General features: G+C 42.3%; 24 protein-coding genes and 1 tRNA gene. 23 read left to right on the top strand and 2 right to left on the bottom strand.

Annotation, left to right across the window (positions count from 1 at the left end; genetic code table 11):
* Positions 1–15 precede the first annotated feature (15 nt).
* The 10 genes from H0Z23_RS02510 to H0Z23_RS02465 all read left to right on the top strand — a co-directional run bounded on the left by H0Z23_RS02510 (position 16) and on the right by H0Z23_RS02465 (position 9,654).
* Positions 16–909 (top strand): tyrosine-type recombinase/integrase, encoded by an 894-nt coding sequence (locus H0Z23_RS02510; protein WP_296867385.1) that lies wholly within the window; start codon positions 16–18, stop codon positions 907–909.
* 20 nt (positions 910–929) lie between these two features.
* Entirely contained in the window at positions 930–1,763 is an 834-nt protein-coding gene (locus tag H0Z23_RS02505) for a purine-nucleoside phosphorylase (protein WP_296867384.1), read from the top strand.
* A complete protein-coding gene (locus H0Z23_RS02500; protein WP_296867383.1) occupies positions 1,756–3,066 on the top strand; it encodes a thymidine phosphorylase in 1,311 nt (436 codons plus the stop codon). Before H0Z23_RS02505 ends, H0Z23_RS02500 begins: the two co-directional genes overlap by 8 nt.
* A gap of 32 nt (positions 3,067–3,098) precedes the next feature.
* The gene (locus tag H0Z23_RS02495) at positions 3,099–3,587 is read left to right on the top strand and encodes a sigma-70 family RNA polymerase sigma factor (RefSeq protein WP_296867382.1); all 489 of its coding nucleotides are present in this window, start codon (positions 3,099–3,101) and stop codon (positions 3,585–3,587) included.
* Positions 3,588–3,654: 67 nt separating this feature from the next.
* A tRNA-Sec gene (locus H0Z23_RS02490) sits at positions 3,655–3,751 on the top strand.
* A 177-nt stretch (positions 3,752–3,928) separates the two neighbouring features.
* On the top strand, positions 3,929–4,759 hold the full coding sequence (locus H0Z23_RS02485) for an acetoacetate decarboxylase family protein (protein WP_296867381.1): 831 nt from the start codon (positions 3,929–3,931) through the stop codon (positions 4,757–4,759).
* Between the two features lie 115 nt (positions 4,760–4,874).
* Positions 4,875–5,957 carry a BMP family ABC transporter substrate-binding protein gene (locus tag H0Z23_RS02480; RefSeq protein WP_296867380.1) on the top strand — a complete coding sequence of 361 codons (1,083 nt, stop codon included), beginning with the start codon at positions 4,875–4,877 and terminating at the stop codon, positions 5,955–5,957.
* 161 nt (positions 5,958–6,118) lie between these two features.
* Positions 6,119–7,654, top strand: a complete 1,536-nt coding sequence (locus H0Z23_RS02475) for an ABC transporter ATP-binding protein (RefSeq protein ID WP_296867379.1) — start codon at positions 6,119–6,121, stop codon at positions 7,652–7,654.
* Positions 7,655–8,725, top strand: a complete 1,071-nt coding sequence (locus H0Z23_RS02470) for an ABC transporter permease (RefSeq protein WP_296867378.1) — start codon at positions 7,655–7,657, stop codon at positions 8,723–8,725.
* Positions 8,725–9,654 carry an ABC transporter permease gene (locus H0Z23_RS02465; protein WP_296867377.1) on the top strand — a complete coding sequence of 310 codons (930 nt, stop codon included), beginning with the start codon at positions 8,725–8,727 and terminating at the stop codon, positions 9,652–9,654. Before H0Z23_RS02470 ends, H0Z23_RS02465 begins: the two co-directional genes overlap by 1 nt.
* Here H0Z23_RS02465 and gpt read toward each other — a convergent pair whose 3' ends face one another.
* Positions 9,655–10,152 carry a xanthine phosphoribosyltransferase gene (gpt, locus tag H0Z23_RS02460; RefSeq protein ID WP_296867376.1) on the bottom strand — a complete coding sequence of 166 codons (498 nt, stop codon included), beginning with the start codon at positions 10,150–10,152 and terminating at the stop codon, positions 9,655–9,657.
* Between the two features lie 25 nt (positions 10,153–10,177).
* On the bottom strand, positions 10,178–11,611 hold the full coding sequence (gene cysS, locus H0Z23_RS02455) for a cysteine--tRNA ligase (protein ID WP_296867375.1): 1,434 nt from the start codon (positions 11,609–11,611) through the stop codon (positions 10,178–10,180).
* A gap of 135 nt (positions 11,612–11,746) precedes the next feature.
* Between cysS and H0Z23_RS02450 the strand changes: the two genes are divergently transcribed.
* The 13 genes from H0Z23_RS02450 to H0Z23_RS02390 all read left to right on the top strand — a co-directional run bounded on the left by H0Z23_RS02450 (position 11,747) and on the right by H0Z23_RS02390 (position 24,511).
* A complete protein-coding gene (locus tag H0Z23_RS02450; RefSeq protein WP_296867374.1) occupies positions 11,747–13,210 on the top strand; it encodes an excinuclease ABC subunit UvrC in 1,464 nt (487 codons plus the stop codon).
* Complete coding sequence (ribD, locus tag H0Z23_RS02445; protein WP_296867373.1) at positions 13,203–14,342, top strand: bifunctional diaminohydroxyphosphoribosylaminopyrimidine deaminase/5-amino-6-(5-phosphoribosylamino)uracil reductase RibD; 1,140 nt, start codon at positions 13,203–13,205, stop codon at positions 14,340–14,342. Before H0Z23_RS02450 ends, ribD begins: the two co-directional genes overlap by 8 nt.
* On the top strand, positions 14,315–14,974 hold the full coding sequence (locus tag H0Z23_RS02440) for a riboflavin synthase (RefSeq protein ID WP_296867372.1): 660 nt from the start codon (positions 14,315–14,317) through the stop codon (positions 14,972–14,974). The genes ribD and H0Z23_RS02440 overlap by 28 nt, the downstream gene beginning before the upstream one ends.
* 22 nt (positions 14,975–14,996) lie before the next feature.
* Positions 14,997–16,241, top strand: a complete 1,245-nt coding sequence (locus H0Z23_RS02435; protein ID WP_296867371.1) for a bifunctional 3,4-dihydroxy-2-butanone-4-phosphate synthase/GTP cyclohydrolase II — start codon at positions 14,997–14,999, stop codon at positions 16,239–16,241.
* Positions 16,242–16,295: 54 nt separating this feature from the next.
* On the top strand, positions 16,296–16,787 hold the full coding sequence (gene ribE / locus H0Z23_RS02430) for a 6,7-dimethyl-8-ribityllumazine synthase (RefSeq protein WP_296867415.1): 492 nt from the start codon (positions 16,296–16,298) through the stop codon (positions 16,785–16,787).
* Entirely contained in the window at positions 16,780–18,051 is a 1,272-nt protein-coding gene (gene serS, locus H0Z23_RS02425) for a serine--tRNA ligase (RefSeq protein WP_296867370.1), read from the top strand. The genes ribE and serS overlap by 8 nt, the downstream gene beginning before the upstream one ends.
* A gap of 119 nt (positions 18,052–18,170) precedes the next feature.
* Positions 18,171–19,895 carry a WecB/TagA/CpsF family glycosyltransferase gene (locus H0Z23_RS02420; RefSeq protein WP_296867369.1) on the top strand — a complete coding sequence of 575 codons (1,725 nt, stop codon included), beginning with the start codon at positions 18,171–18,173 and terminating at the stop codon, positions 19,893–19,895.
* The gene (locus H0Z23_RS02415; protein WP_366928869.1) at positions 19,885–20,352 is read left to right on the top strand and encodes a CBS domain-containing protein; all 468 of its coding nucleotides are present in this window, start codon (positions 19,885–19,887) and stop codon (positions 20,350–20,352) included. The genes H0Z23_RS02420 and H0Z23_RS02415 overlap by 11 nt, the downstream gene beginning before the upstream one ends.
* A complete protein-coding gene (locus H0Z23_RS02410; protein WP_296867367.1) occupies positions 20,339–20,707 on the top strand; it encodes a hypothetical protein in 369 nt (122 codons plus the stop codon). Before H0Z23_RS02415 ends, H0Z23_RS02410 begins: the two co-directional genes overlap by 14 nt.
* Positions 20,704–22,620 carry a V-type ATPase 116kDa subunit family protein gene (locus H0Z23_RS02405; protein WP_296867366.1) on the top strand — a complete coding sequence of 639 codons (1,917 nt, stop codon included), beginning with the start codon at positions 20,704–20,706 and terminating at the stop codon, positions 22,618–22,620. Before H0Z23_RS02410 ends, H0Z23_RS02405 begins: the two co-directional genes overlap by 4 nt.
* Positions 22,605–22,823, top strand: coding sequence for an ATPase (locus H0Z23_RS02400; RefSeq protein ID WP_014163060.1), 219 nt, complete (start codon positions 22,605–22,607; stop codon positions 22,821–22,823). Before H0Z23_RS02405 ends, H0Z23_RS02400 begins: the two co-directional genes overlap by 16 nt.
* Before the next feature lie 16 nt (positions 22,824–22,839).
* Complete coding sequence (locus H0Z23_RS02395) at positions 22,840–23,478, top strand: V-type ATP synthase subunit E (protein ID WP_296867365.1); 639 nt, start codon at positions 22,840–22,842, stop codon at positions 23,476–23,478.
* Positions 23,459–24,511, top strand: coding sequence for a V-type ATPase subunit (locus H0Z23_RS02390; RefSeq protein WP_296867364.1), 1,053 nt, complete (start codon positions 23,459–23,461; stop codon positions 24,509–24,511). The genes H0Z23_RS02395 and H0Z23_RS02390 overlap by 20 nt, the downstream gene beginning before the upstream one ends.
* Positions 24,512–24,514: the final 3 nt, after the last annotated feature.

The following is a 24,514-nucleotide window of genomic DNA, read 5'->3' as shown; positions in this document are numbered from 1 at the left end:
GGTGCGTAACCTCATATGTCCCAAAAAAAAGAGATAACCCTTCTGGATAGTTTTTTGAAGTACCTAAAGTATGAGCGTGGCTGTAGTGACAACACCTTGAAAGCTTATGAGCGGGACCTCAAAAGGTGGTTTGATTACTGTGAACAAATGGGTTTCCCTCATTTCCTTCCATCTGCGGATAAAGCAGATGGTTTTTTAAAGTACCTCACGTCAATGAATTTAAGCAGATCGACGATTCAGCGCCATGCGGCTACTTTGAGATCATGGGCAAGTTACTTGTTCTACGAAGGTATAGCGGGTGCTGGAGATTTTAAAATCCCTCTACCTGCACGAGGCAAGGCCCTTCCTAAGATATTAGGCGAAGGAGAAATATTAAGAATAATAAGTGCTTGTTCTGGAAGTGCTTCTTTAGATTTGCGCGATAAAGCAATGATTCAGCTTGCTTATGGTTGTGGCCTTAGGGCTAGTGAGGTTGTGTCTCTTAAAGTGCGCGATGTTGACTTTTCGGGGCGTTCCATAAGACCTATGGGAAAGGGAATGAAAGAGAGGGTTGTTCCTCTACTTGGAGAAGTAGCGGAAACTTTGAAAATATATATAGAAAACGCTAGGCCGTTGTTGAATAAAAACGAGTTAGATATTTTATTTCTTTCCAGGAACGGCCATTCCCTTAGGCGAGAAGATTTTTGGAAGATTGTTCAAAAGAGGGGCAAATTGGCAGGTATTTCTGCTTCCAGGCTGCATCCTCATGTATTGAGGCACTCTTTTGCTACCCATCTGCTTAGGCGAGGGATGGATCTGAGAACATTGCAGGAGCTTTTAGGACATGCTTCCATAGCTACTACGGAGAAGTATACACATTTTGACCTAGAGTTGAGGGATATCTACGATAAGACTCATCCTAGAGCTTGAATGTAAAGGAGGACAAAGCCGTGTCAATGTTTGAGAAGGTGCAGAAAGCAAAGGAATATTTAAAATGCAAGATAAAAGAGACCCCAAAATATGTAGTAGTGCTTGGATCTGGCCTTGGAAGCTTTGTTGAATGCCTAAAAGACCCTATAGAAATAAAATATGAAGATATACCAGGCTGGCCATTATCAACTGCTCCAGGTCATGCGGGAAGATTGGTATATGGCAAGAAAGAGAATGCTAATGTTTTAGTAATGCAAGGAAGGGTTCACTATTATGAAGGCTACTCCATGGAAGAGGTGGTATTTCCTGTAAGGGTCTTTGGAGCGATGGGAGTAAGGTACTACATTGCAACTAACGCTTCGGGAGGAATAAACAAGGAATTGTCTCCTGGAGATATAGTTTTAGTGGAAGACCATATTAATCTTCTCGGTGACAACCCTCTGCGGGGAAGAAATGTTGATGAGTGGGGACCCAGGTTCCCTGACATGACGAAAGCCTATGATCGCGAGATGATAAGGTTGGCAGAAAAGTGTGCCTTAGAAACAGGAGAGAAACTTAAAAGAGGGGTATACATAGCCTTTACAGGGCCTTCTTTTGAAACTCCAGCGGAGATAAGAATGGCCAGGGTAATGGGTGCAGATGTGGTTGGGATGTCGACCGTCCCAGAAGTGATAACAGCTCGTCATATGGGAATGAGGGTTTGTGTCTTTTCTTGTGTTGCAAATTATGCTGCCGGGATAACTGATTCTCCACTTACCCATGAGGAAGTCTTGGAGGCCATGGGGAAAACAGCGGGCAAGTTAAACAGAATTTTGGAAAGCCTGATACTTGCTCTGGAGGCAAACGATGTTTGATGTTTTAGGTTTCATAGAACAAAAGAGGGATGGCAAATTTCATACCCCCGAGCAGCTTGAGGATTTCGTTAATGGCTGCATGAAAGGGGAAGTTCCAGACTATCAAGCGGCAGCGTGGCTGATGGCAGTTTATTTTAGAGGCTTGAGTGAGGGAGAGCTTCTATCCTTCACCAAGGCTCTAGCGGATTCGGGAGACAAGATAACTTTTCCTAAGGATATAGTAGTTTTAGATAAGCACAGCACAGGTGGAGTTGGAGATAAAACAACGTTGATAGTGCTTCCCATAGTCGCATCTCTCGGGGTACCAGTTGCGAAACTAAGTGGTAAGGGGCTTGGTTTCACAGGTGGAACTATAGACAAACTTTCATCAATTCCCGGCATGAACTTGCAGCTTAGCGCTAAAAAATTCATCAATCAGGTCATGGAAATAGGCTGTGCTATAAGTGGGCACTCGGAAGCTCTTGCTCCGGCGGAGGGTTTTTTCTACTCTTTAAGAGATGTCACTGGCACAGTGCCATCCATCCCTTTAATAGCTAGCAGCATAGTTAGCAAAAAGCTTGCAGGAGGAGCAAGTAGCTTTGTGTTTGATGTGAAATTTGGCAAAGGATCTTTCATGAAGGGGAAGGAAAAATCCTTTCAATTGGCTGATGCCTTGGTTAATTTGGCCAAGGCTTTTGATAAGAAGGCTTTAGCACTTTTGACAAATATGAATGCACCGTTGGGAACATGGGTAGGTAACAGTGCAGAGGTGCAGGAGGCTTTGGATGTTTTAAGAGGAGAAGGCCCTCAAGATACTAGGGAACTTTGTTTAAGCTTAGCTGGAGCCATGTTATTTATCGCGGGAAAAGTTAAATCTATAGAGGAAGGGAAAGCTGAAGCTGGAAGAGCCATATCTGATGGCAGGGCACTAAGGCAATTTGAGAGGTTGGTAAGAGCCCAAAAAGGGACGCTAGACGAGGGTATCATAAGTGGAAGTAAAAAAATGCCCCTTGCAAAGAATGTCAAGGAGATAAGATCCCTCGAGGAAGGGTATGTGGCTGAGTGTAATGCGCTCAATATAGGATTGGCTTTAAGGAAGCTTGGTGGAGGTCGGTCAAGAAAGGGTGAAAGTATTGACCTTACTGTGGCTGTGGAGATACTCAAGAAGAAGGGTGCCTTTGTAAATGAAGGAGAACCTTTGGCTAGGATATATTTTAATAGGACAAATTTGTTGGAGGAAGCAACGGAATTGGTCTCCAGTGCATTTATTGTAGGTCACGAAAAACCCTCTGGAGAATTGCTTGTGGAAAGGGTCGTGGAATAAGATTTAAGAGTCAACGAGGAGAGCAATAGCTAATGGCAAACTTAGATTACTGCGGGAGAAATGCAGCTCTCTCAAAAGAAGATATATCCTTTATAAGGAGCATAGCAAAAAGCCTTATTAATCCCAACTCGCCGGATTTTGATGATCTGGTGCAGGAAGGGAGTATTGCTTTTATGAGGGCCCTTGCTACATACGATTCAGAGAAGGCTTCCTTTAGGACTTACGCCGCTAGGTGCATAAAAAACGCAATGCTTGACTATCTCAGGAAGAAAATAAGGCATGATAGATCAGAATTTACAGAGAGAGTAGATTGTTATTCTACACAAAAACCAGACGATATATTGGATTTAAAGATGGAATTGGAGGAGTTGAAAAGCAAACTTACGAATACTGAAAAACAAGTGTTGGATGCTATTTTATTATGTGGGTCTGCTAAGGCTGCATCTGAACACCTTAAATGGCATCCTAAGAAGCTAGAAAATGCCATGGCACGCATAAGAAGAAAGGCTAGAAAATCCTAAATGTGTAGAAATTTTCCAGAGTACGTATGGACAGTTTTTGGGATAATCAGTAAAATTGACCAAGCGGGGAGGCGAATGGTGACTGGTGTTGCCCACGGGCTTCAAACCCGTTGAGAGTCTGTAAGGCAGGCTCTGGTGGGTTCGATTCCCACACGCCTCCGCCATAGGTTTTAAGCTAGCTATAAAAGGAAGCGGCAAGTTCGTAAGGCTGCTTCCTTTTTTGTTTTGAAGATCTCAATATGGATTTTTTCTGAGGCGGGTGCTTGCCGGCTAGATAGTAAGAAGGTAAACTAAAATTGTTTAACGCGTAAAACTACAGGTGATTCACAAAGAAGAAGGAGATGATTGGAATGCACCCAGATTTCAAGCTTAAAGGTTTTTCCTATCCCCTCACCCCTAAGGGTATTTCGTCAGTGATTCAGTCTTTTCCTTGGCATTATGGAACAGAATATCTCAATATATTATTTAGGACAGATCCTGATGTAGTTAAAAGCTTCTTGCCTGAGCCTCTAGAGTTGGGGCCTGATCCAGGCTTGGGTTATGTTGCTTTCAGTAAATGGTGGTCCATCTCAGATGAGAACAAGGATATGCCATTGATAAATCCTGAACGTACTCAGTACAAGGAGGCGGCTATATGGGTGGGTTGCAGCTTTAGGGGCAACCCAGGGCAAATATGTCTTTTTGTGTGGGTAGATAATGATTTTACTATGGCTAGAGGTTGGTTCATGGGATTTCCTAAGAAATTGGGACAGGTTTATATAACCGATTACCACTTTCTAAACCCAGGCATGCCGCAAAAAATGGAAGGTGCGACCTTCAAGGGTATAGCAAGTGCCCATGGAGAGAAGCTGATGGAGGGAACCATGACGGTAGAAAGAAAGATAAAACAATCCGATTTGCCGCCAATAATGACGGCTCCTCCTTATCATATTAGGCATTTCCCAAATATAGAAAGCCCCACAGCTCCGCCGTCAGTATTGGAATTAGTAAGATTGGGAGCAGAAAACAAGAAGGTTGGGGAAGAAATATGGGAAGGAAGTGGCACATTGAAGTTTTATGAATCAGAGATAGAGGAGCATTTCGCCTTAAGGCCCAAAGAAATTTTAGGAGCATATAGATTTTCCTCTGGTTATACATTTCCAGGAGGTGAAATAGTTTATAGTTGGGTTTAAATATAAAAATTGATATTCTCTGGGATGGGAAAAAGTTGTATAATTACGCAAAACCCTTAAATAAAATACAATTGTTGGGTAATTGTAAGGGAAAATATGACGGGAGGCTGAGGGTATGTTGAGAAAAGTAATGTTATTTTTGGCTATTGTGTGTTTTGCTGTGAGTTCAATGGCGGCATACGCTGCTGAAGGAATTCCAGAAGAGAAATTGACGGCAGGTTTTGTTTACATTGGCCCTATTGGTGATGGAGGATGGACTTATATGCACGACCTTGGTCGCCTTGAAATGGAAAAAGCCTACCCTAAAATGAAGACATTTTTTGCCGAATCTGTGCCTGAGGGGCCTGACTCAGCGAGAGTTATGGAGACTTTTGTGAGAAACGGCGCACAACTGGTTTTTGCGACTTCTTTTGGATACATGGATTTTGTGCAGGAAGTAGCTAAGAAATATCCGAAAGTTAAGTTTATGCATTGTTCTGGATACAAGCGAGCAGAAAATGTTGGCACTTATTTTGGTAGAATGTACCAGGCCAGGTATCTTTCCGGTTTGGTGGCTGGCAAGGCGACTAAGTCAAATATCATTGGCTATGTGGCGGCTAATCCAATACCGGAAGTAATAAGGGGTATAAATGCATTTGCTTTAGGTGTGCGAAAAGTGAACCCCAAGGCTAAAATTAAGGTTGTGTGGCTGTTTTCTTGGTTTGACCCTGGCAAGGAAAAAGAGGCTACTTTGGCTTTGATAGATTCTGGTGCTGATGTTATAGCAATGCATGCTGATTCTGGTGCTGCTCCTCAGGCTGCTGAAGAAGCTGGAGTATATGTTATCGGCTACAATAACGATATGAGTAAATATGCTCCTACTAAGCACCTTACTGCTCCTATATGGAACTGGGGCACAGTTTATAAATATGTGGCAGGACAGGTGATCAACGGAACGTGGAAATCGGAAGATATATGGTGGGGGCTTAAAGAAGGGCTAGTAGATCTTGCGCCTTTTGGAAAAGATGTGCCAGAATTAGTTAAAGAAATGGTAAAAGTCGAGAGAGACGCTATAATAAACGGTAAGCATGTCTTTGTTGGGCCTATAAAAAACCAGAAAGGCGAAATAGTAGTTAAGGAAGGCACTGCCATGACCGACGAAGAGATGCTGGGAATGAACTGGTTTGTAGAAGGTGTAGAGGGCGATATACCTAATTAGCCTTCTTCATATAAAGGGATTTTGAAATTTAAATAAGTGACCAGAGGGGCGCATCTGGCGCCCCTCTGGTTTGCGATGACAATTTCCTATCTTGGGATCGGGGTTGATATGTAGTGCTTTTGGGGAATTTGCAAAGCAGCAATCATAAATCCCTTGTTGAAATGAAAGGGATTACAAAAAGCTTTTATGGAATAAGAGCAAATGACGAAGTCAATTTCGAAGTAAGGCCAGGGGAAATACATACTCTTTTGGGCGAAAACGGTGCGGGTAAGAGCACATTGATGAATATTCTATGTGGTTTGTATACGCCAGAGAGGGGAACAATAAAGATAAATGGAGAAAAATGTTTTTTTAAATCGCCCAAAGATGCCATAAATGCAGGGATAGGCATGTTGCATCAGCATTTTATGCTTGTTCCTGTCATGACGGTGTGGGAGAATGTTGCCTTAGGTGATAAAGAGCTTCCTCAGGTTTTGCCTAAGAATAAAGTGATAGAACAAATAAAGGAATTGTCAGACGTTTACGGATTGAGTGTTAACCCTCTAGCTCCTGTGTGGCAGTTGAGCGTTGGAGAGCAGCAGAGAGTCGCCATTGTAAAGCTCCTTTATAGGCGAGCAAAAGTACTCATACTGGATGAGCCTACTGCTGTTTTGACTCCTCAGGAAGCGAGGCACTTGTTTAGGGTGATAAAAAAAATGGCAGAGGAAGGCCACGGAATAGTCTTTATTTCCCATAAATTGGACGAAGTGCTTGAGATATCCGATAGGATAACAGTGTTGAGAAAAGGAAGAAACGTTGGAACGGTAGCTAAAGAAGAAGCTTCTAAGGAAAAACTTGCCGAAATGATGATAGGAAAAAGAGTTGCTTTTGCGATAGATAAACCTATACAGAACCCTGGGAAAGAGGTTCTTAATGTAAAAAACATAAAGGTGCTTGGTGATAGGGGAAGACTTAAAGTTAATGGTATTAGCTTTAGCTTGAGGCAAAGAGAAATACTTGGCATAGCAGGGGTTTCAGGCAATGGGCAGGAGGAGCTGGCGGAAGCCTTGACTGGATTGAGAAAACCTATTAGCGGTAAGGTTTTTGTTGATGGCGATGATGTAACTACTGGGAATCCTAGAGATTTTATGAAAAGAAGGGTCAGCTACATACCAGCAGACCGAAAAGGTACGGGCCTTATTGCAAACATGAACTTGCGAGAGAATATAGCCTTGAGAAAATATTGGAAAAGTGAATACACAAGGTTTGGATTTTTTATAAATTGGGAAAGAATAGCTGGCCATACGGGAAAACTCGTCGAACGATTCAGTGTGGCTAATCCGAGTTTGAGTTATCCTGTAAGGCTCTTGTCTGGCGGGAATATGCAAAAATTGATGCTGGCCAGGGAGTTGTCAGATAACCCAAGAGTTATAGTAGCTGTTCAGCCCACTTGGGGACTAGATATAGGAGCGACACATTACGTAAGGGAAGTTTTGGTTTCTCAAAAAGAAAAAGGCTCTGGGATTTTATTAATTACTGATGATCTAGAGGAAATATTGGCCCTTAGTGATAGAATTGCCGTCATACATGGTGGCGAAATTGTGGGAATAGTAGATAATCCTGATAAAGTTACAGAAGAGGAACTAGGCTTAATGATGGCGGGGACAAAGCTGGAAAAATACCCTGTCTACGATCTGAAGGAGGATGAGCTTGAATAAATGCCCAGGTTAATAATAGAACGACGTTTTAAAACTCCTTTTATTTTAAGTATAGTATTTCCTTTGCTTTCGATAGTCCTTGCGCTGTTAACTTCATCTTTGCTTCTTTTGGCCTTAAATGTGTCTCCCCTTGGTGCTTTAAAGGGGATGATAAATGGTGCCTTAGGTAGTTGGTATGGAATAAGTGAGGTTCTGGTAAAGGCAATTCCCTTGGTTATTTGTGGAATAGCCGTAGCTTTAGCTTTTACAATGAAAGTGTGGAATATTGGAGCAGAAGGGCAGATATATTTAGGGGCGCTGGCCTCAGCTGCTGCTGTTAGATATTTCCCGGTAGAGAATACATTTTTTATGTTATCTGTGATGGCTGTGATGGCTATTCTAGCTGGAGCTTTTTGGGGAGGTATAGCAGGCTACCTGAAAGGCAGATGGAACGTCAACGAGATAATAACAACATTGATGTTGAACTATGTGGCTATTCACCTTGTAGATTATTTTGTCTATGGCCCGTGGCGAGACCCTTCAAGCCTTGGATTCCCCATGACTGCCCCTTTCCCAGATTTTGCAAGGCTCCCTACTTTTGGTGGTACTAGGGTTCATGCTTGGATTTTTCTGGCTTTAATAATAGTGATCTTATACAGGGTAGTTATACGTTGGACCCGGTGGGGATTCGAGATAAGGGCTATAGGGGAAAATCAACGAGCTGCTTTGTATGCAGGTATTCCTTATATAAAAAATGTAGTTTTAGTTATGGCTGTATCTGGGGCCTTGTCTGCTTTGGCAGGTATGGGGGAAATCGCTGGTCTCCAAGGGAGACTCCAGCATGGCTTTTCGCCTGGTTATGGATATACGGCAATAATAGTTGCATGGCTTGCCAGGTTAAACCCCTGGGGAACAGTTTTAGTCTCCATATTTATGGGCATTATCATGGTTGGTGGAGAGACTCTGCAAGTTATAATGAGATTGCCTTTGGCTAGCGTGCAAGTCATTCAAGGGCTTATATTGCTGTTTGTGCTAGCTTCAGAATTCTTCAGGAATTATAAAGTAAGGATATTGTCAGGGGATGGTCGATAATGGAAGTGCTTATTAGCATTCTAGCAGCGGCAGTTAGAAGTGGGACTCCTATACTTTATGCTACTTTGGGAGAGATCCTTACAGAACGGGCAGGAGTCCTGAATTTAGGTCTGGAAGGCCTAATGTTAATGGGCGCCCTTAGTGGTTTTTGGGTTGCTTATTCGACATCCAGTGTTACATTTGCCCTTGTTGCAGCTTTTTTAGTAGGGGCTGCGATTGCCTTGATACATGCCTTTTTGTGTGTCCATTTGGGAGCTAATCAGGTTGTAAGCGGTTTGGCTATAACTATGTGCGGCACTGGAGCTAGTTCCCTCTTAGGAAGGGGATTGGTAGGTGAGACAATAAAAGGCATTGGTGTTTTGCCTATACCCGTTCTTTCTAAAATACCTATTATAGGCCCTGTTCTGTTTAATCATGATCCTCTAGTATATCTATCCTATGTGCTCGTTATCGGCATGAGTTGGTTTTTGTATTCCACTAAGGCAGGTTTGAATTTGAGGGCTGTGGGGGAGGCTCCTGGAGCTGTGGATGCTGTGGGACTGGATCCCGTCAAATTAAGATATCTATATACAGTAATAGGCGGGGGCCTTGCGGCGATAGGCGGCGCCTATCTTTCTTTAGTGTACACAAAAATGTGGGGAGAACACATGACTGCGGGAAGAGGATGGATAGCTGTTGCGCTAGTTATTTTTGCCATATGGCATCCTGCGAGAGCAGCGTTAGGGGCATACCTTTTTGGTGGAGTAGGAGCCCTTCAGTTGAGGATGCAGGCAGCTGGTACAAGCATACCTGCCCCGTTATTGCTTATGCTTCCCTATCTTTTAACCATACTGGTCCTTTTAGGCATTTCCATTAAAAAAGGGAAGGGGATTTTGTTGGGTGCCCCTTCCGCCTTAGGTGTTCCTTATCAAAGGGAAGAACGTACTTAGTTATGGATGTCTTTGGGAAACTATAGGTTTTATATACTGGTATTGAGGTTCTGAGTCCCAGGGGAAAAGGATCCATGTATCTTGGCTAACCTCGGTTATGAATGTATCAACCTCAGGTCGACCGTCTGGTTTGGCATATACCGTCGCAAAGTGGGCGTTTGGGATCATTTGGCGGACCACTCTTGCGGTGGAGCCGGTATCAACCAAGTCGTCAATTATTAATATCTTTTTGTCATTATCATGTGTTATTTTTTTCAATATCTTAGTTTCTCCTTGTGTCCTGAGGGTGTAACTGGAGACACAAACTGTGTCGACAAAACGGATGTCCAGCTCTCTAGCAATTATTGCCGCTGGGACTAATCCCCCTCTTGCTACAGCTACTATCTTATCCCAGGAGCCTATGTCCAATAGTCTCCATGCTAGAGCCTTACAATCCTGGTGCAGTTGTTGCCACGATACAGGATAAACCTTTTTATACTTTTCCTCACTACTTGTCATAAAAATGCCTCCCATTAAATTGAAGTTACAGCAAGGCTCGTTTCCATCTAGTTCCGCTTGGAGTGTCTTCTAGAATTATTCCCATAGAAGAAAGTTTATCCCTAATTTCGTCGGCCTTGGAAAAATCTTTCTTTTTTCTGGCCTCTTCTCGTTCTTTTACCAATGCGTTTATCAGGTCTTCGTCTAATTCATTTGTGTCGCCTTCCATTTTCAACGTGTCGCTAATGTCAATTATTCCCAGTATATTATCTGCATATTCCATGAAGGCCTTTGCGCTTTCAATGAAATTTTTATCCAATTTCCTTTCTTGGGTTAGGGCCTGGTTTATGGACTTTACAGCTTCGAAAAGTACTCCTATGGCGCCTGCAGTGTTAAAATCATCCTTTAGGTTAGCATCAAATTTTTCTTGCAGGTAATTTATGGCTTTTGTTTCCTCCGATAGATTCCCTAGATTTTCGCTTAAAGCTTCTGCTTGCACCAATTCATTCCAACAATTACGAATTCTCTCGGCACCCTTTGCAGCATTGATGAGGTTTTCAACAGAGAAATTTAAAGGTGTCCTGTAGTGAGCACTGAGCATGAACAATCTTATAGCTGCGGGATGGAATTTCTTCCTGGCTTCTCTTGCTGTAAGAAAGTTTCCTAGGGATTTGGACATTTTCTCCGCGTTTATCATAAGATATCCATTATGCATCCAATATTTAACAAAAGGTTTTCCTGTGGCTGCTTCGGCTTGTGCTATTTCGTTTTCGTGATGAGGGAATATCAAGTCGCTTCCACCAGCATGAATATCTATGGTTTCTCCTAGGTATTTTATGGCCATTGCGCTGCATTCTATGTGCCATCCAGGTCGTCCTTCACCCCAAGGGCTGGGCCAAGATGGTTCTCCAGGTTTTTTTGCTTTCCATAGAGCGAAGTCCAACGGATGTTTTTTGTTAGGATTTATCTCTATTCTGGCTCCTGATTGAAGCTCTTCAAGGCTTTGCTTCGAAAGTTTTCCGTATTCAGGAAAGCTTTGGACATCGAAGTAGACATCACCATTTGCCACGTACGCATGATTGTTTTTTATTATTTTTTCTATTAGGGCAATGATGTCTTCTATATGCTCCGTAGCTCTAGGAGCCACGGTTGGCCTTTTTATGCCTAAAGCATCAGCATCTTCGTAGTAGGCTTTTATATAGCGTTCCGCTAGTTGAGGTACGGTGATGTTCAATTCTTTAGCTCTTTTTATCATCTTGTCGTCGATGTCAGTGAAGTTTTGCACGAAAGTGACTTCGTAGCCTTGTGTTTCCAAAAACCTGCGGAACGCGTCAAAAACTATGAATGGCCTTGCATTGCCTATGTGGAAATAGTCGTATACAGTGGGACCGCATGTATATATCCCTACTTTTCCTTCTTTTTGAGGGATAAATGGTTCTTTTTTTCGAGTTAAATCGTTATATATCATGATCGTTTCCAACAGAAACACCTCCATTTAAAGAGAAAAGCAATGTAAAATAATCCTATACCAAAAAGGTGATTTTTCTCAACTAAAATATACGGGTTTATGCGTTTTTTGTTGTATTAGTAGTGTTATAGAAAGGATGGTGCATCATTGGCGATAGGAGAATTAAAAGAGAAGATCAATTTTATGCCTAATAAGCCAGGTGTTTATCTAATGCACAACTCATCAGGAAAGGTGATTTATGTTGGTAAGGCAAAATCGCTAAAAAAGCGCCTGCGTTCATACCTGAGGCACAGTGGGTTTTCTTCGCCACGATTGAGAAAGTTAATTAGCGAGGTTGAGGATATATCGGTTATAAGGACTGAAAATGAAGCGGAAGCTCTCATTGTAGAATCAAAACTTATTAAACTTTACCAGCCTTTTTATAATGTAGAACTTAAGATGGGAGAAAAATATCCCTTTATAAAGCTTACAACAGAAACCTTTCCGAGGTTGGTCATAACAAGACACAAAGAAGACGATGGAGGAACATATTTTGGCCCTTATGTGAATGTTAAACAACTTAGGCAGCTTTTGAGAATAATAAGCAGATATTTCCCTATTAGAGATTGTAGCAGGCAGATAAAGGATGCTGGTGGTTATATGAGGCCTTGCATTAGATATTTTTTAGGGCAATGCCTTGGCCCTTGCGCGGGCTTGTGTGATAAGAGAGAATATCAAGAGAATGTCGCAGATGTCATTTTGTTGCTTAAAGGCCAGCCTTCGGAACTTGTATCAAGGTTAAGGCATCGTATGGATTACGCTGCCAAAAGCTTGGCTTTTGAGAAAGCTGCTAGACTTAGAGATGCAATAAGGGTTATATGGAAATTTTCTAGGCAAAGACCTTCATCCTCGCTATCGGAAACGATGGATGATGAGATATGGAAAGCCTTTTTGTTGCTTCAGTCTAAATTGAATTTGAGGACTGTGCCTTGGCGAATAGAGGGGTTTGATATATCACACCATGCAGGGAAAGAAACCTACGGATCCTGTGTGGTTTTTGAACAGGGACTACCCAACCCATCTCTTTATCGAAGATATAAGATAAACTTAGAGGACGGGCCTGATGACTTCAGAGCGATGAAAGAATTGGTCTTTCGCAGGTACAAAAGGCTTAAGGATAAGCAGAGAGCCTTACCGCAACTTATACTAATAGATGGAGGCCCCCAGCAATTACGTTTCGCTATGGAAGCTATCAAGGAGGTCCAGATTAAGGATATAGATGTAGTGGCATTGGCAAAGAAAGAGGAGTTATTATACTTGCCGGAAAGGGAAGAGCCGATAGTGTTATCCAGAAACGATGAAGGGCTAAAGCTTTTACAAAGGGTAAGAAACGAAGCTCATCGATTTGCTCTGGCTGCTCACACGGCAGCAAGCACTAGGAGGTTTTCTAGATCCTCTTTGGAAGATATTCCAGGAGTTGGAAAAATAATTGCATCCAGATTGCTTGCTAAGTTCGGCAGTGTAGCAAATATAGCCATGATGCCTCCAGAGGATATAGCTCAAGTTAAGGGTGTTAGCCTCGCTATGGCAAACAAAATTGTAGAGAAACTCAAAGGAGACAAGAATGAATAAGAAAATATCCAAATATAAGGATAGCTACTATATGAGAATGGCTATAAGCCTCGCTTCTAGAGGTACCGGAAAAGTAAGTCCCAATCCCAGAGTTGGGGCCGTTATAGTAAAAGATGATGAGATTGTTGGGTTGGGATGGCATAAGCAATGGGGAGGCAACCATGCAGAGGTAGAAGCTTTGGTTATTGCGGGAGAAAAAGCTAGAGGATCTACAGTATATGTCAATTTGGAACCTTGCAGTCATTATGGCAAAACCCCTCCCTGCGCACCTCGTTTGGTTGAAGCAGGTGTTAATAGGGTTGTTGTGGCCCTGGTGGACCCTAATGAAAAGGTGAACGGCAAAGGTATAAACATATTACGTGAAGCGGGAATTGCAGTGGATGTTGGGGTAGAAAAGGAAAGAGCTACGTGGCTAAATAGAGGATTTGTTAAAAGGGTCAAAACAGGAAAACCTTGGGTAATTCTTAAAGCGGCTATAACTGCAGATGGCAATATAGCGATGGAAGATGGTTACAGCAAGTGGATAACTAATTATTTTTCTCGCACTGCGGCTCATCTGCTAAGGGCCGAATGTGATGCCGTACTAGTGGGGGCAGGCACTGTTATGCAAGATGATCCTCGCTTGAACGTCAGAAATGCCCCGGGAGAATCTCCGCTTAAGGTGGTCCTTGATTCTAAGTTTAGAATTCCCACTAATTCCAAGTTGTTCGAAGATGGCAAAGCGATAATATGTGGAAGTGCGCCTGTTCCTGTATCTAAGGGAGGTTGCTTTAGTTTATTGAAAGGTGCTAATGACGGCTCTGCACAAATGAGGAAGATTAGGGCGCGGGAAGACGGTATGGTAGATTTGGAAGAAACCTTAAACATGTTAGGCCAAATGGGGGTAAATTACTTACTTGTAGAGGGTGGCTCTAGTGTTTTTAGTGATTTTATATCACGCAAGCTATTTGACGAGGTTAGCCTTTTTGTTAATCCCAGCTTTATTGGAAAAGGGATTAGAATGTCCGATAAAATTAATGTGAGTGCGCTTGAACATCGCATAGGGTTTAAAATTATACGTACGAGCATTTTAGAAGGAGATATATGGATTGAGGGTGTTTCTGAATGTTCACAGGCCTTATTGAAGATGTAGGGAAGATAGTTTCCATAAGTCACAGGCAAGATGTTACAATCCTTGAGATCGGAGGTACCCATATAGCTTCAGCAGTAAGGAGAGGAAGTTCCGTATCTGTATCGGGAGCATGCCTTACAGTAGTGGAGGTCGTATCTTCTGACAGGTTTAAGGTTGAAATTATGGATGAGACAAAAAATAGGACGACTCTAGGCGAGGCCCGAGCTGGCCTTAGAGTGAATCTAGAGAGGGCCCTTTCGGTACAAGGACGTTTTGATGGACATATAGTGACGGGGCATATAGACACCACGGGATTAGTAGCGGACATAATCAATAGAGGAAGAACCAGGCAAATGTTTATAAAGATTTCTCCTCAGTGGTTAAAATATATAGTCGAGAAGGGGTCTGTAGCGATTGATGGGGTTAGCCTTACAGTTGTAAGTGTAGAAGAGGATATGTTTAGTGTAGGACTTATACCTACCACCCTTGCGGATACTACTATTGGCGATATCCGCAAAGGAGACATGGTGAACATAGAGTGCGATATATTGGCTAAGTACATTGAGAAAATGATCAACAAAAAAGGGATAACAGAATCACCTGAGAATAACGGCTTAAGCTGGGATCGACTTAGCCAATTGGGATGGTCGTAGACAAACTGAGGAGGAGTTAAAAATGGAAAAAGAAGCTAAAGGGATTTTCAGTTCCGTAGAGGATGCTCTAGAGGATATAAAAAGAGGAAAAATGGTAATAGTAGTAGACGATGAGTCTAGGGAGAATGAGGGCGATTTGGTCATGGCTGCCCAATTTGTTAGAGCCGAGGACATAAACTTCATGGCTAAGCATGCTAGAGGCCTTATCTGTGTGCCTATTACGGAAAAAAGGGCTAAAATGTTGGGATTACCGCCGATGGTTGAAGATAACAGCGATCCTCACGGAACAGCATTTACAGTATCAGTCGATGCAAAGGAAGGGACTACGACAGGTATATCCGCTGAGGAGAGGGCTTTGACGGCACAGCTGTTATCCCGTAGGGATGTCAAAGCAGAGATGTTTAGGCGACCAGGGCATGTATTCCCATTAATAGCAAGAGACGGTGGGGTTTTGAAGCGTGCAGGCCATACAGAGGCAGCGGTGGACTTGGCTCGCCTTGCTGGTTGTGAGCCTGTAGGGGTGATATGTGAGATAATGAATGAAGATGGAACAATGGCAAGGCTTGGTGATCTTGAGAAGTTTTCTAAGAAACATGGATTAAAAATAATATCTATTGAGGACCTTATAAGATACAGGCACCTAAGAGATAAGCTTGTGGAAAAGGTTGCAACTGTAAATTTACCTACCGAATATGGTTTTTTTGTTGCTCACGCTTACAGGTCTCTCTTGGACAGCAATGATTCAACCCTGCTTCATATAGCTCTAGTTAAAGGAGAGATAAAAGGAAAGGACAATGTTTTGGTTAGGGTACACTCTGAATGTCTTACAGGCGATGTTTTTGGCTCGTTGAGATGTGATTGTGGCCCACAGCTTCATACAGCAATGAAGATGATTGAGCAGGAGGGCTGTGGTGTTATTCTATACATGCGCCAAGAAGGTCGTGGAATCGGGCTTTTAGAAAAGCTTAAAGCTTACGAATTACAAGAAAAGGGGCTGGACACAGTTGAGGCCAATGAAGCTTTAGGCCATCCCCCTGACCTGAGAGATTATGGCATTGGTGCCCAGATATTGGTTGACCTGGGGTTGCGAAGGATTCGGATCATAACCAATAACCCGCGTAAAATAGTGGGTTTGGAGGGATATGGCCTTGAGATAACGGAAAGAGTCCCATTGATTATAGAACCCAATGAGTATAATAAACGTTATTTGGAGACTAAAAAACTAAAACTAGGTCATATGTTGCACTTAAGAGATTTTATTGGTTAAGGGAGCAGGAATGTTTGAGTTTTTTAGAAAATAATGAAAGAAGGGGTAGATAAAATGCGTGTGTTTCAAGGCAAAATGGTAGGTGCGGGATTAAGGTTTGCTATAGTGATTTCTCGTTTTAATGAGCTCATATCATCTAGATTGCTTGAGGGGGCAAAGGATTGTTTGTTAAGACATGAGGTTAAACATCAAGATATAGATGTTGTCTGGGTTCCTGGGGCCTGGGAGATACCTTTGGCTGCGAAAGAATGCGCGCTAATGGGTGTTTATGATGCGGTGATAGCTCTTGGCGCTGTCATAAGAGGAGGTACTCCTCATTTTGATTATGTTGCTTCTGAAGTCTCTAAGGGGTTAGCTGCTACAGGGTTAAACCAAAGAGTACCTATAACCTTTGGCGTACTCACGTGCGATAATCTGGAGCAGGCTCTGGAAAGGGCTGGGAGTAAAGCAGGTAATAAAGGTGTGGAGGCTGCTTTGGCAGCTTTGGAAATGGCGAATTTGCTAAAGAAACTTAGGAACGAACAAGGAGATGACAGTAATGCTTGATATTCGTCTTTTCAGAGATGATCTTGATGGCTTGAAGCAGATGTTGAAAAACAGGGGGTATGAGTACCCTGTAGATAAGGTTGCATCCTTGGATGAAGAAAGACGGCGCCTGCTGGTCGAGGTGGAGGAGCTGAAGGCAGAACGTAATAGAGGTTCCAAGGAAATAGCGGAAGCCATGGCTAAAGGAGTGGATGCTAGCCATTTAAGAGAACGCATGAAGAATATAGGTGTTGAGATAAAAGAACTTGATGAAAAATTGTCGATGATAGAGAGAGAGCTGAAGGAACATCTGCTTAGAATTCCAAATTGGCCTCATGCTTCCGTTCCTATAGGCCCAGATGAGACACATAACGTAGAGGTTAGGCGCTGGGGAGAGCCTAAAGATTTTGGTTTTACTCCTAGGCCGCATTGGGAGATAGGCGAAAACTTAGGAATATTGGATTTTCAGCGTGGTGTTATGCTGGCTGAAAGCAGATTTACTGTTCTGGTAGGGTTTGGGGCAAGGCTGGGAAGGGCCCTTATAAATTTCATGTTGGATTTGCACACAAAAGAGCACGGTTTCAAAGAAATTGAGCCTCCTTTTTTAGTTAACTCAGAGACTATGCAGGGGACAGGGCAGCTTCCTAAGTTTGGGGAAGATCTTTATTCCTGTTCTGGTGAAGATCTTTGGCTTATCCCCACTGCAGAGGTTCCGTTGACCAACATGCATAGAGGGGAAATCTTAAACGAAAACGTGTTGCCTTTATACTATACTGCCTACACTCCATGCTTCCGTAGGGAGGCTGGTAGTCACGGCAGAGATGTGAGAGGAATGTTAAGACAACATCAGTTTGACAAGGTGGAGCTGGTTAAAATATGCACACCTGAAAAGAGCTATGAAGAATTAGAGACCTTAACTCAAGCAGCAGAAAAGGTTTTACAGCTATTGGAGCTTCCTTACCGTGTGGTATGTTTGTCTACTGGGGACATGGGGTTTGCAGCTAGTAAAACCTATGACATAGAGGTATGGTTGCCTTCTCAGGGCAAATACAGAGAGATAAGTTCTTGTAGTAATTGTGAAGATTTTCAGGCTAGGCGTATGAACATGAGATATAAGCCGTCAGAAGGTGGGAAGAGCCGTTTTGTGCATACGTTGAATGGCTCTGGTGTTGCGATTGGACGTTGTTTGATAGCTATAATGGAGAACTACCAGCAGGAAGATGGTAGTTTTATCGTTCCTAAAGTATTGAGACCTTATATGGGAGGCATAGAGAAAATAGGGTAGGTATCGCTGGCTTTGCTCCCATACATGGTAAAATAGCATAAGGAAGGGCATGAATAGAAAGTTGTGCTGAGCTGAATGTAAAGAGGTGAGACATCATAGAAGCATATAAAGATGTTTACGTGCTTTTTGCCTTTGTAATTTTAATGCCCATAGGCATGTTCTTGATCCAAAGGCGGATTAAAAAAATTTTAGCTAAAGACCAATACTACTACGTAAAAGATTTATTATTTGTCGGTGTGTGGTCTATAGCTGCCCTTTGGCTTAAAGAAGAGGGCATTTTGCCAGTTGTTGCATTGAGTGTGCTAGGCGCAGCTGCAGGAATGTTTCAAAAGTATTTCCCCTCCAAAGGGGGGGTGCTATTCTACTTTTTTATAGGTTTTTTGTTTGCTTTGCTGGGATTGAGAATTGAATTTATTAGATTCTCAGGAGCGGAGTACTTCTATTTTCAGGGATGGATGTCTCTGATAATAACGTCCTTGTGGGTTGGCTTATATCCGTTGTTGCTTCAGGAGTTGGACCGAGTTCCAGGCTTGGCGGGTTTTTTACTTGCAATAACGTGGACAATAATGCTTCTTGTAACTGGGCTTTCGGGTCAAAATTTAGGAGGAGCCTTCCAGATATCTCTTCTGGCCGTGTTTATTTTGGCAGTTTTTTGGAGCAGGCACGGACATGCATATCGGCGGTTGGGAGAGCCTCTGGCGGCTATGTGGGGTATCCTTATTTCTGGTACTTCCATCCTAGGTGTGAGTAAAGGGGTAACATTCTCTACTTTGATGATACTTCCGTTGGGATTGTTTGCAATACCAATAGTGGAAAAATCCCTAAACTTTATAAGTATTGCCTTTGATGTAAATAGTGGAGGAACCATATCTCTTTACCGAAAATTGCTTGATAAAGGATTTGATCACGCTACGTCAGTAAGAGTAGTAGGGGGGATAAGTGCTGCCCTTGGAGTAGCAGTTGCAGTGATACAAATGCGACCTCATAGGACCATTCCTGTTTACGTGGGGCTTGCGGTTATAGCTGGTATATGTTGCTATGCTTGGTTTGTGTTGAAAGGTAAAAGAAAAACCTTGGCGATAGAAAGGCGACCTAAACTTTGGGGAATACCCATAGACAACGTATCTGCAGATTATGCTGTTTCTAAAGTCTTGTATTGGTTAAAGGCAAAAAAACAAGACAGCAGATATATAGTAACTTTAGATGCGTTGGCCACCCTCAGGGCAAGAAAAGATAAAGTGTATGCTAACTGTGTTAAGTGTGCTGATATGGTATTGCCTGATGGGAAGGGACTAACCTTAGCTTTGCGTTTTTTAGGAATGCCCGTGCAAGAGAGGATAGCAGGTATAGATTTTGTCGAGAGGATGTGCCGAACTGCAGCGTATGAAGAAATCCCTATATATTTTTTAGGTGGCGCTGAGGGTGTTGCTGCTATGGCGGCTGAAAATATGGCAAAGAAATATCCGGGGCTTAAGATTGCAGGTACTCATCACGGGTACTTTGATGAGGCTGAGGAAGAAAAAGTAGTAGAAAAAATAAAAAATAGCGGTGCACGTTTCCTTTTGGTGGGTCTTGGGGTGCCTAAGCAAGAGATATGGATGAGTAAATATAGAGATTCTTTAGATGGAGTTGTATCTATAGGAGTAGGCGGAAGCTTTGATGTGTTATCAGGAAAATTGCGCAGGGCCCCAATTATATGGCAAAACTTTGGCATGGAATGGCTGTTTCGCCTTATACAAGAGCCTTGGCGATGGAAGCGAGTTAGGGCTCTTCCCATATTTGGAGTTTTTGTTTTACTGACTAAATTAGGTTTAGACAGAGGATGGTATGAGGATGGAAATTAATGCAGAAAAATTGATGAATAGGGACCTAACAGCTCTTTCGGAAGATGAATTGGTGATTGATGCTTTGCATGTGCTCTACAGCCAAAGGCTTTCCGGAGTACCCGTTGTACGAGATGATTGGGTATTGGTGGGCTTTCTTTCGGAGAAAGACATATTACAGGGAGCTGTGCCTACATATCTGGAGATTTTGGCGCAAAGTACGTTTTTAGATGCTTGTGAGGGAAACTTGTTGCGAAGACTTTGTGCAATGGGAAAACAAAAAGTTAAAGATTTGATGACCAAGGATCCTGTATATGTGACCCCTGAAGCTAGTCTTATGACGGTTGCTGATTTAATGTTGCGAAAAAAAATCAAGAGACTCCCTGTGGTGCAAGATGGGAAGCTTGTGGGAATTATAGATAGGGGCGCATTTTTTGAATTTATAATGGAAGGCGATTTGTGCGATGCTATGGAGTAAGCTGAAAAAGGGAAGGAACCAAGAAGATCTTTCTTGGGATGTATCTTCAGAGCTTATGAGTTTTAAAGAACAATTAGAAGCACGTTACGAAGAAGAGAAGGCACTCTTAGAAAAGCAGAAGCGTGAAGCAGAGGGGAAATTTAAGCTGATGAGCGAAGAGACAATAAAAAAAAGTTTGGATGAGTGGAGTGCGTTTGAGAACAAATTGGAGAGAGAGATTCGACTTTATAGAGATAAAGCTAAAGCAGAGATAGAAGCTGCAATAGCTAAAATAGATAGAGAAACTCTAATAGAAGAGGTGAAAAGTGTAGTTTTTGATAAAGTTATGGGCAATGAATCGGAGGTAGCGACGTGATTCTGGATATGCTGCGTATTGCCGTTTGGGGGCTCTCTAGTGATCGCTCTAGGCTCGTCAAGGTTTTACATGACCTTGGCGTTGTTCATCTTGTGCAGATGGATACGACTCCAAAAATTCAAGACTCACCTTCTTTGAAAAGCCTTCAGAAATTGCGGCATGCTATATTAGGCCTTATTGAGGCCTTGGAATGGAAAGATTGGGAAAGCTTAACAGATGATTACCTTGAAAAGCAGAGAGAATTTATTCCTGACTTCAGTGATGGTGTTTTAAAAGCCTTGCAAGGAAGTTTAGATGAGTTTAACGAACGCTTGGGTAAACTTAAAGATCGACAGATGGAATTGAAAAAACAGGCAGAGAAACTAAGGCGAGTTCTTAAGATAGCCCATCATTTCGATTCTTTTTGGAAAGCAGAGAAGGCTAAGGGCCACTCCATAGGCTTTTGGTGGATATATGAAACGAACCTGTCAAGACTTTTGAATAGATTGAAATCATTGCGACAGGAAGCAGATAGTTTTGCTAAAAGCGATGCTGCCTTTAGGTATCACGTTGCAAAATTGAGCGAAGGAGAATCTGTGATCGCCCTGGCAGGGCCAGAAGAATGGCTTTCTAATGTCGAGAAAGTGATGGAGGAAGAAAACGCCGTTAGATGGACTCTTCCAGAGGAATATGCAGTTGGCGATTTCATTGCTTCTGTTAAATATATGGAAAATCTTTATAAAGATATTCCTAAGGAGCTTTCTAAAATTGAAAATGAACTAAGGGAAACAAAAGATAATTGGGGGCCTAAATTAGCAGCTATATACATTTTTGTGGAAGAGCGTCTTGAGGAGGTTGTGGTAGAAAAAACTACCAAGACAGAAGGTTACATGTTTTGCCTTGAGGGATGGATACCAGAGATTGAACTAAAACGAACCATTTTAGCCTTGAAAAATCATTTTGGATCTAGGGTGCTGCTAATGTGGAGGCGACCCAAGGAGACAGAATGGCATAAAGTTCCTACTGCACTTTTGAATCCGCCACTCTTTAGGCCCTTTGAGAGATTTTTGCAACTTATGCCCCCTCTTAGGTATTCAGGCATAGACCCCACTTTTTTAATTGGGATATTTTTCCCCTTCTTTTCTGGGTGTATGGTGGGAGATGTGGGATATGGAGCCATAATAGCTCTTATTGGATATGTGATAAAAAAGAAGGCTAAAAGCAGATTATGGGCAGATGTAGGGAGCATAATGCTTTTTGTTGCTTTTTGGAGTGTTGTGTGGGGGGTGCTGTTTGGCGAATACTTTGGCGATATAGGGAAGAGGCTCTTTCACTTGGAGCCTATGTGGCTTGAGCGTTCTCACGTCGTTATGCCAATTATGATATTTGCCGTGGCTGTAGGGTTAGGGCACGTGGTGTTGGGATTGCTTTTGGGTTTTATCCAGGGGGTAAAAAGCAAGAAAAGGCACTTGTGGTTGGAGAAACTGGGAAACTTATTTGTTTTGCTAGCTCTAATTGGAGCTTTAGTAACATTGAAAGGCTGGCTCCCGAAGGAGATTTTTGTTTCATGGGGAGTTGTTTTGTTTGTAGGGGTGGTTTTGCTTATTGTTGGTGGCGGAATAGGCGCTTTAGCGGAATCAATAGGCTCTATTGGGAATATCTTAAGTTATGTCCGAATAGCTGCCATAGGACTTTCCTCTGCTATATTAGCTGCTGTAGCAACTAAATTTTTGGATGTCTTGGGAATGTCCATCTTTGGTCTCTTTTTGGCTTTAGCACTGCATCTTTTGAATTTTGTTCTTGCTATAGCAGGGTCAAGTTTGCATTCTGCAAGGTTGCACTATGTGGAGTTTCTAGGGAAGTTTTATGAAGGCGGAGGTAAACCGTATAAACCTTTTTCAAGGAGGAGATTTAAAAAATGGAAAAAGCACTGATAGCTCTTGCTGCTGCTTTGGCGGTTGGACTGCCAGCCCTTGCTACTGCTTATGCCCAGGCTAAGATAGGTAGCTCCGGAGCAGGAACCATTGCAGAAAAGCCGGAAACTGGAGGAATCATTATAATACTTGAAGCCATACCGGAGACCATGGTTATACTTGGCTTTGTTGTGGCTATCATGTTGATATTGCAGTTCGCATAAAGGTTGTGGCTATCCTATGGTTTTGGAATCAATGGACGAGAGTAACTCAATAGAACTTTTTAAGAAGGCTTTAGAGGAGGAGTACGAAAAGAGGCTAGAGGCTTTAAGGAAAGAGCATGAAGAGATATTGACGGAACTGGCGGCTCAATATAGGCAAAAGACGGAAGTTGAAATTAACCAGATAAGGAAGATGTTGCAAGCCAAGTATGAGCAAACTTTGCGGATGGAAAAGGATAACGTCAAAGGGGAATTAATGGACTTAATTTACAAGGAAATAAACGATGTTTATGAAAGGACCCTATCCTCTTTGGAGGATCATCTGCGCAGGCTTGCTTCTAACGACCAAGAGGGGTATAGCGTTCTTCTTGGACGGCTCGTAAAGGAAGCCTTGATGGTGCTTGGTGAGCCGGCAGTTGTTGTTGTTCGTCCAGAGGATAAAGATTTGTTGTTGAATCATCCCCTTATTGCAGGGGTTGAAGTGGACCAAGAAGATCAAACGTTAGCGTTTGGAGGATGTAAGGTTTTAGATGTAAACACAAGGAAAAAGATAGTTGATAACACTATATATACCAGGGCAGAAAAACTAAAAGAAGAAATAAGAAAAAGGTTGTCAACCAAGTATAAAGAGGTTTTTGATGTTGCTGAAAAAATATGATGAAAATTACGGTTACTTAAATGCAAGGCTCAGGGCCAGAATGGATCTTTTTTTAAAAAGGGAGGATTATTTAAAGCTAGCAAATGGGGACTTGTACGGGCTCGAAGCTTTTATATTAGAAGGGCAATTTGGGGGAAATTATAGGGAAGAACTTCTCCAGAGCAATCTTTCCTTAGAAAAAAGAATAGATGAGGCTTTGGCCAGGGGCATTGCTAGTAATTTGCAAAAAGTGAAGGCTTTCGCCGTTGGTGAGCCACGCCTGTTGTTAGAGTTACTTTTAATGCGAGCAGATCTTCATAATGGTCGGCTTTTATTGAGAGCTTTAAAAACTGAAAGCAACAAAACACAAAAGGCTCCGAAGTGGTATGCATTTGGAGCCTTGCCCGTTTCATTGTTAGAGGAGTTATGGGACTGCAAATCAAACAAGGAGATAATAGGAAAGCTTTTATTGAACGGGCATAAAATAGCGATATGCTTGGCCAGGGCTGTCATGGAATTAGAGCAAACAGGAGTTTTGCCGCAAGCAGAAAGGAAATACCTCTCACAATTGGTCCGTTATGCTATGGATAAAATAGAAGACATAACAGGCAAGAACAAAAAAATAATTTTGGAATATATACATAGAACTATAGATATTTGGAACTTTAATGTGTTTTCTAGAAAGAGTAGGCGTAATGGTGAAGATGCTGCTTATGCTAAGTATTTTATGGATGTCCAGGGACTGATAGAGCGCAGCCGATTATTTAAGGCTACTTCCTGGGAGAATCTTTTGGTAGGAACGCCGTGGGCAAGAGTTTTAAAGAGTATAGGTGTAAATTACAACGAGCATGTTGTGTTGAGGAATGTGATAAGAGAGTTTCTTTTTTGGCAGATTTATCAGAGAAGAAAAGACCTCATGGGGATAGGCGTTGCTATTGCTTATATAGCTATGCAATTGGTCGAGTGGCAAAATCTTAATACTATATCTGTGGGATTACAGATAGGGATGCCTTCGGATCAAATATTATCTCGCTTGATTTTGTTAGAAAGGTAAAAC

Source organism: Thermovirga sp. (assembly GCF_017656375.1).
GTDB lineage: Bacteria > Synergistota > Synergistia > Synergistales > Thermovirgaceae > Thermovirga.
Note: the sequence above shows the minus strand (reverse complement) of the source record. Positions and strands in the feature narration are given on the sequence as shown.

Excerpts from the sequence above, each read along its gene's own strand:
- H0Z23_RS02510 (WP_296867385.1), top strand. The coding sequence starts at position 16 with ATGTCCCAAAAAAAAGAGATAACCCTTCTGGATAGTTTTTTGAAGTAC.
- H0Z23_RS02500 (WP_296867383.1), top strand. The coding sequence starts at position 1,756 with ATGTTTGATGTTTTAGGTTTCATAGAACAAAAGAGGGATGGCAAATTT.
- H0Z23_RS02495 (WP_296867382.1), top strand. The coding sequence starts at position 3,099 with ATGGCAAACTTAGATTACTGCGGGAGAAATGCAGCTCTCTCAAAAGAA.
- H0Z23_RS02485 (WP_296867381.1), top strand. The coding sequence starts at position 3,929 with ATGATTGGAATGCACCCAGATTTCAAGCTTAAAGGTTTTTCCTATCCC.
- H0Z23_RS02480 (WP_296867380.1), top strand. The coding sequence starts at position 4,875 with ATGTTGAGAAAAGTAATGTTATTTTTGGCTATTGTGTGTTTTGCTGTG.
- H0Z23_RS02475 (WP_296867379.1), top strand. The coding sequence starts at position 6,119 with ATGAAAGGGATTACAAAAAGCTTTTATGGAATAAGAGCAAATGACGAA.
- H0Z23_RS02470 (WP_296867378.1), top strand. The coding sequence starts at position 7,655 with ATGCCCAGGTTAATAATAGAACGACGTTTTAAAACTCCTTTTATTTTA.
- H0Z23_RS02465 (WP_296867377.1), top strand. The coding sequence starts at position 8,725 with ATGGAAGTGCTTATTAGCATTCTAGCAGCGGCAGTTAGAAGTGGGACT.
- gpt (WP_296867376.1), bottom strand. The coding sequence starts at position 10,152 with ATGACAAGTAGTGAGGAAAAGTATAAAAAGGTTTATCCTGTATCGTGG.
- ribD (WP_296867373.1), top strand. The coding sequence starts at position 13,203 with ATGAATAAGAAAATATCCAAATATAAGGATAGCTACTATATGAGAATG.
- H0Z23_RS02440 (WP_296867372.1), top strand. The coding sequence starts at position 14,315 with ATGTTCACAGGCCTTATTGAAGATGTAGGGAAGATAGTTTCCATAAGT.
- H0Z23_RS02435 (WP_296867371.1), top strand. The coding sequence starts at position 14,997 with ATGGAAAAAGAAGCTAAAGGGATTTTCAGTTCCGTAGAGGATGCTCTA.
- ribE (WP_296867415.1), top strand. The coding sequence starts at position 16,296 with ATGCGTGTGTTTCAAGGCAAAATGGTAGGTGCGGGATTAAGGTTTGCT.
- serS (WP_296867370.1), top strand. The coding sequence starts at position 16,780 with ATGCTTGATATTCGTCTTTTCAGAGATGATCTTGATGGCTTGAAGCAG.
- H0Z23_RS02415 (WP_366928869.1), top strand. The coding sequence starts at position 19,885 with ATGGAAATTAATGCAGAAAAATTGATGAATAGGGACCTAACAGCTCTT.
- H0Z23_RS02410 (WP_296867367.1), top strand. The coding sequence starts at position 20,339 with ATGCTATGGAGTAAGCTGAAAAAGGGAAGGAACCAAGAAGATCTTTCT.
- H0Z23_RS02400 (WP_014163060.1), top strand. The coding sequence starts at position 22,605 with ATGGAAAAAGCACTGATAGCTCTTGCTGCTGCTTTGGCGGTTGGACTG.
- H0Z23_RS02395 (WP_296867365.1), top strand. The coding sequence starts at position 22,840 with ATGGTTTTGGAATCAATGGACGAGAGTAACTCAATAGAACTTTTTAAG.
- H0Z23_RS02390 (WP_296867364.1), top strand. The coding sequence starts at position 23,459 with ATGTTGCTGAAAAAATATGATGAAAATTACGGTTACTTAAATGCAAGG.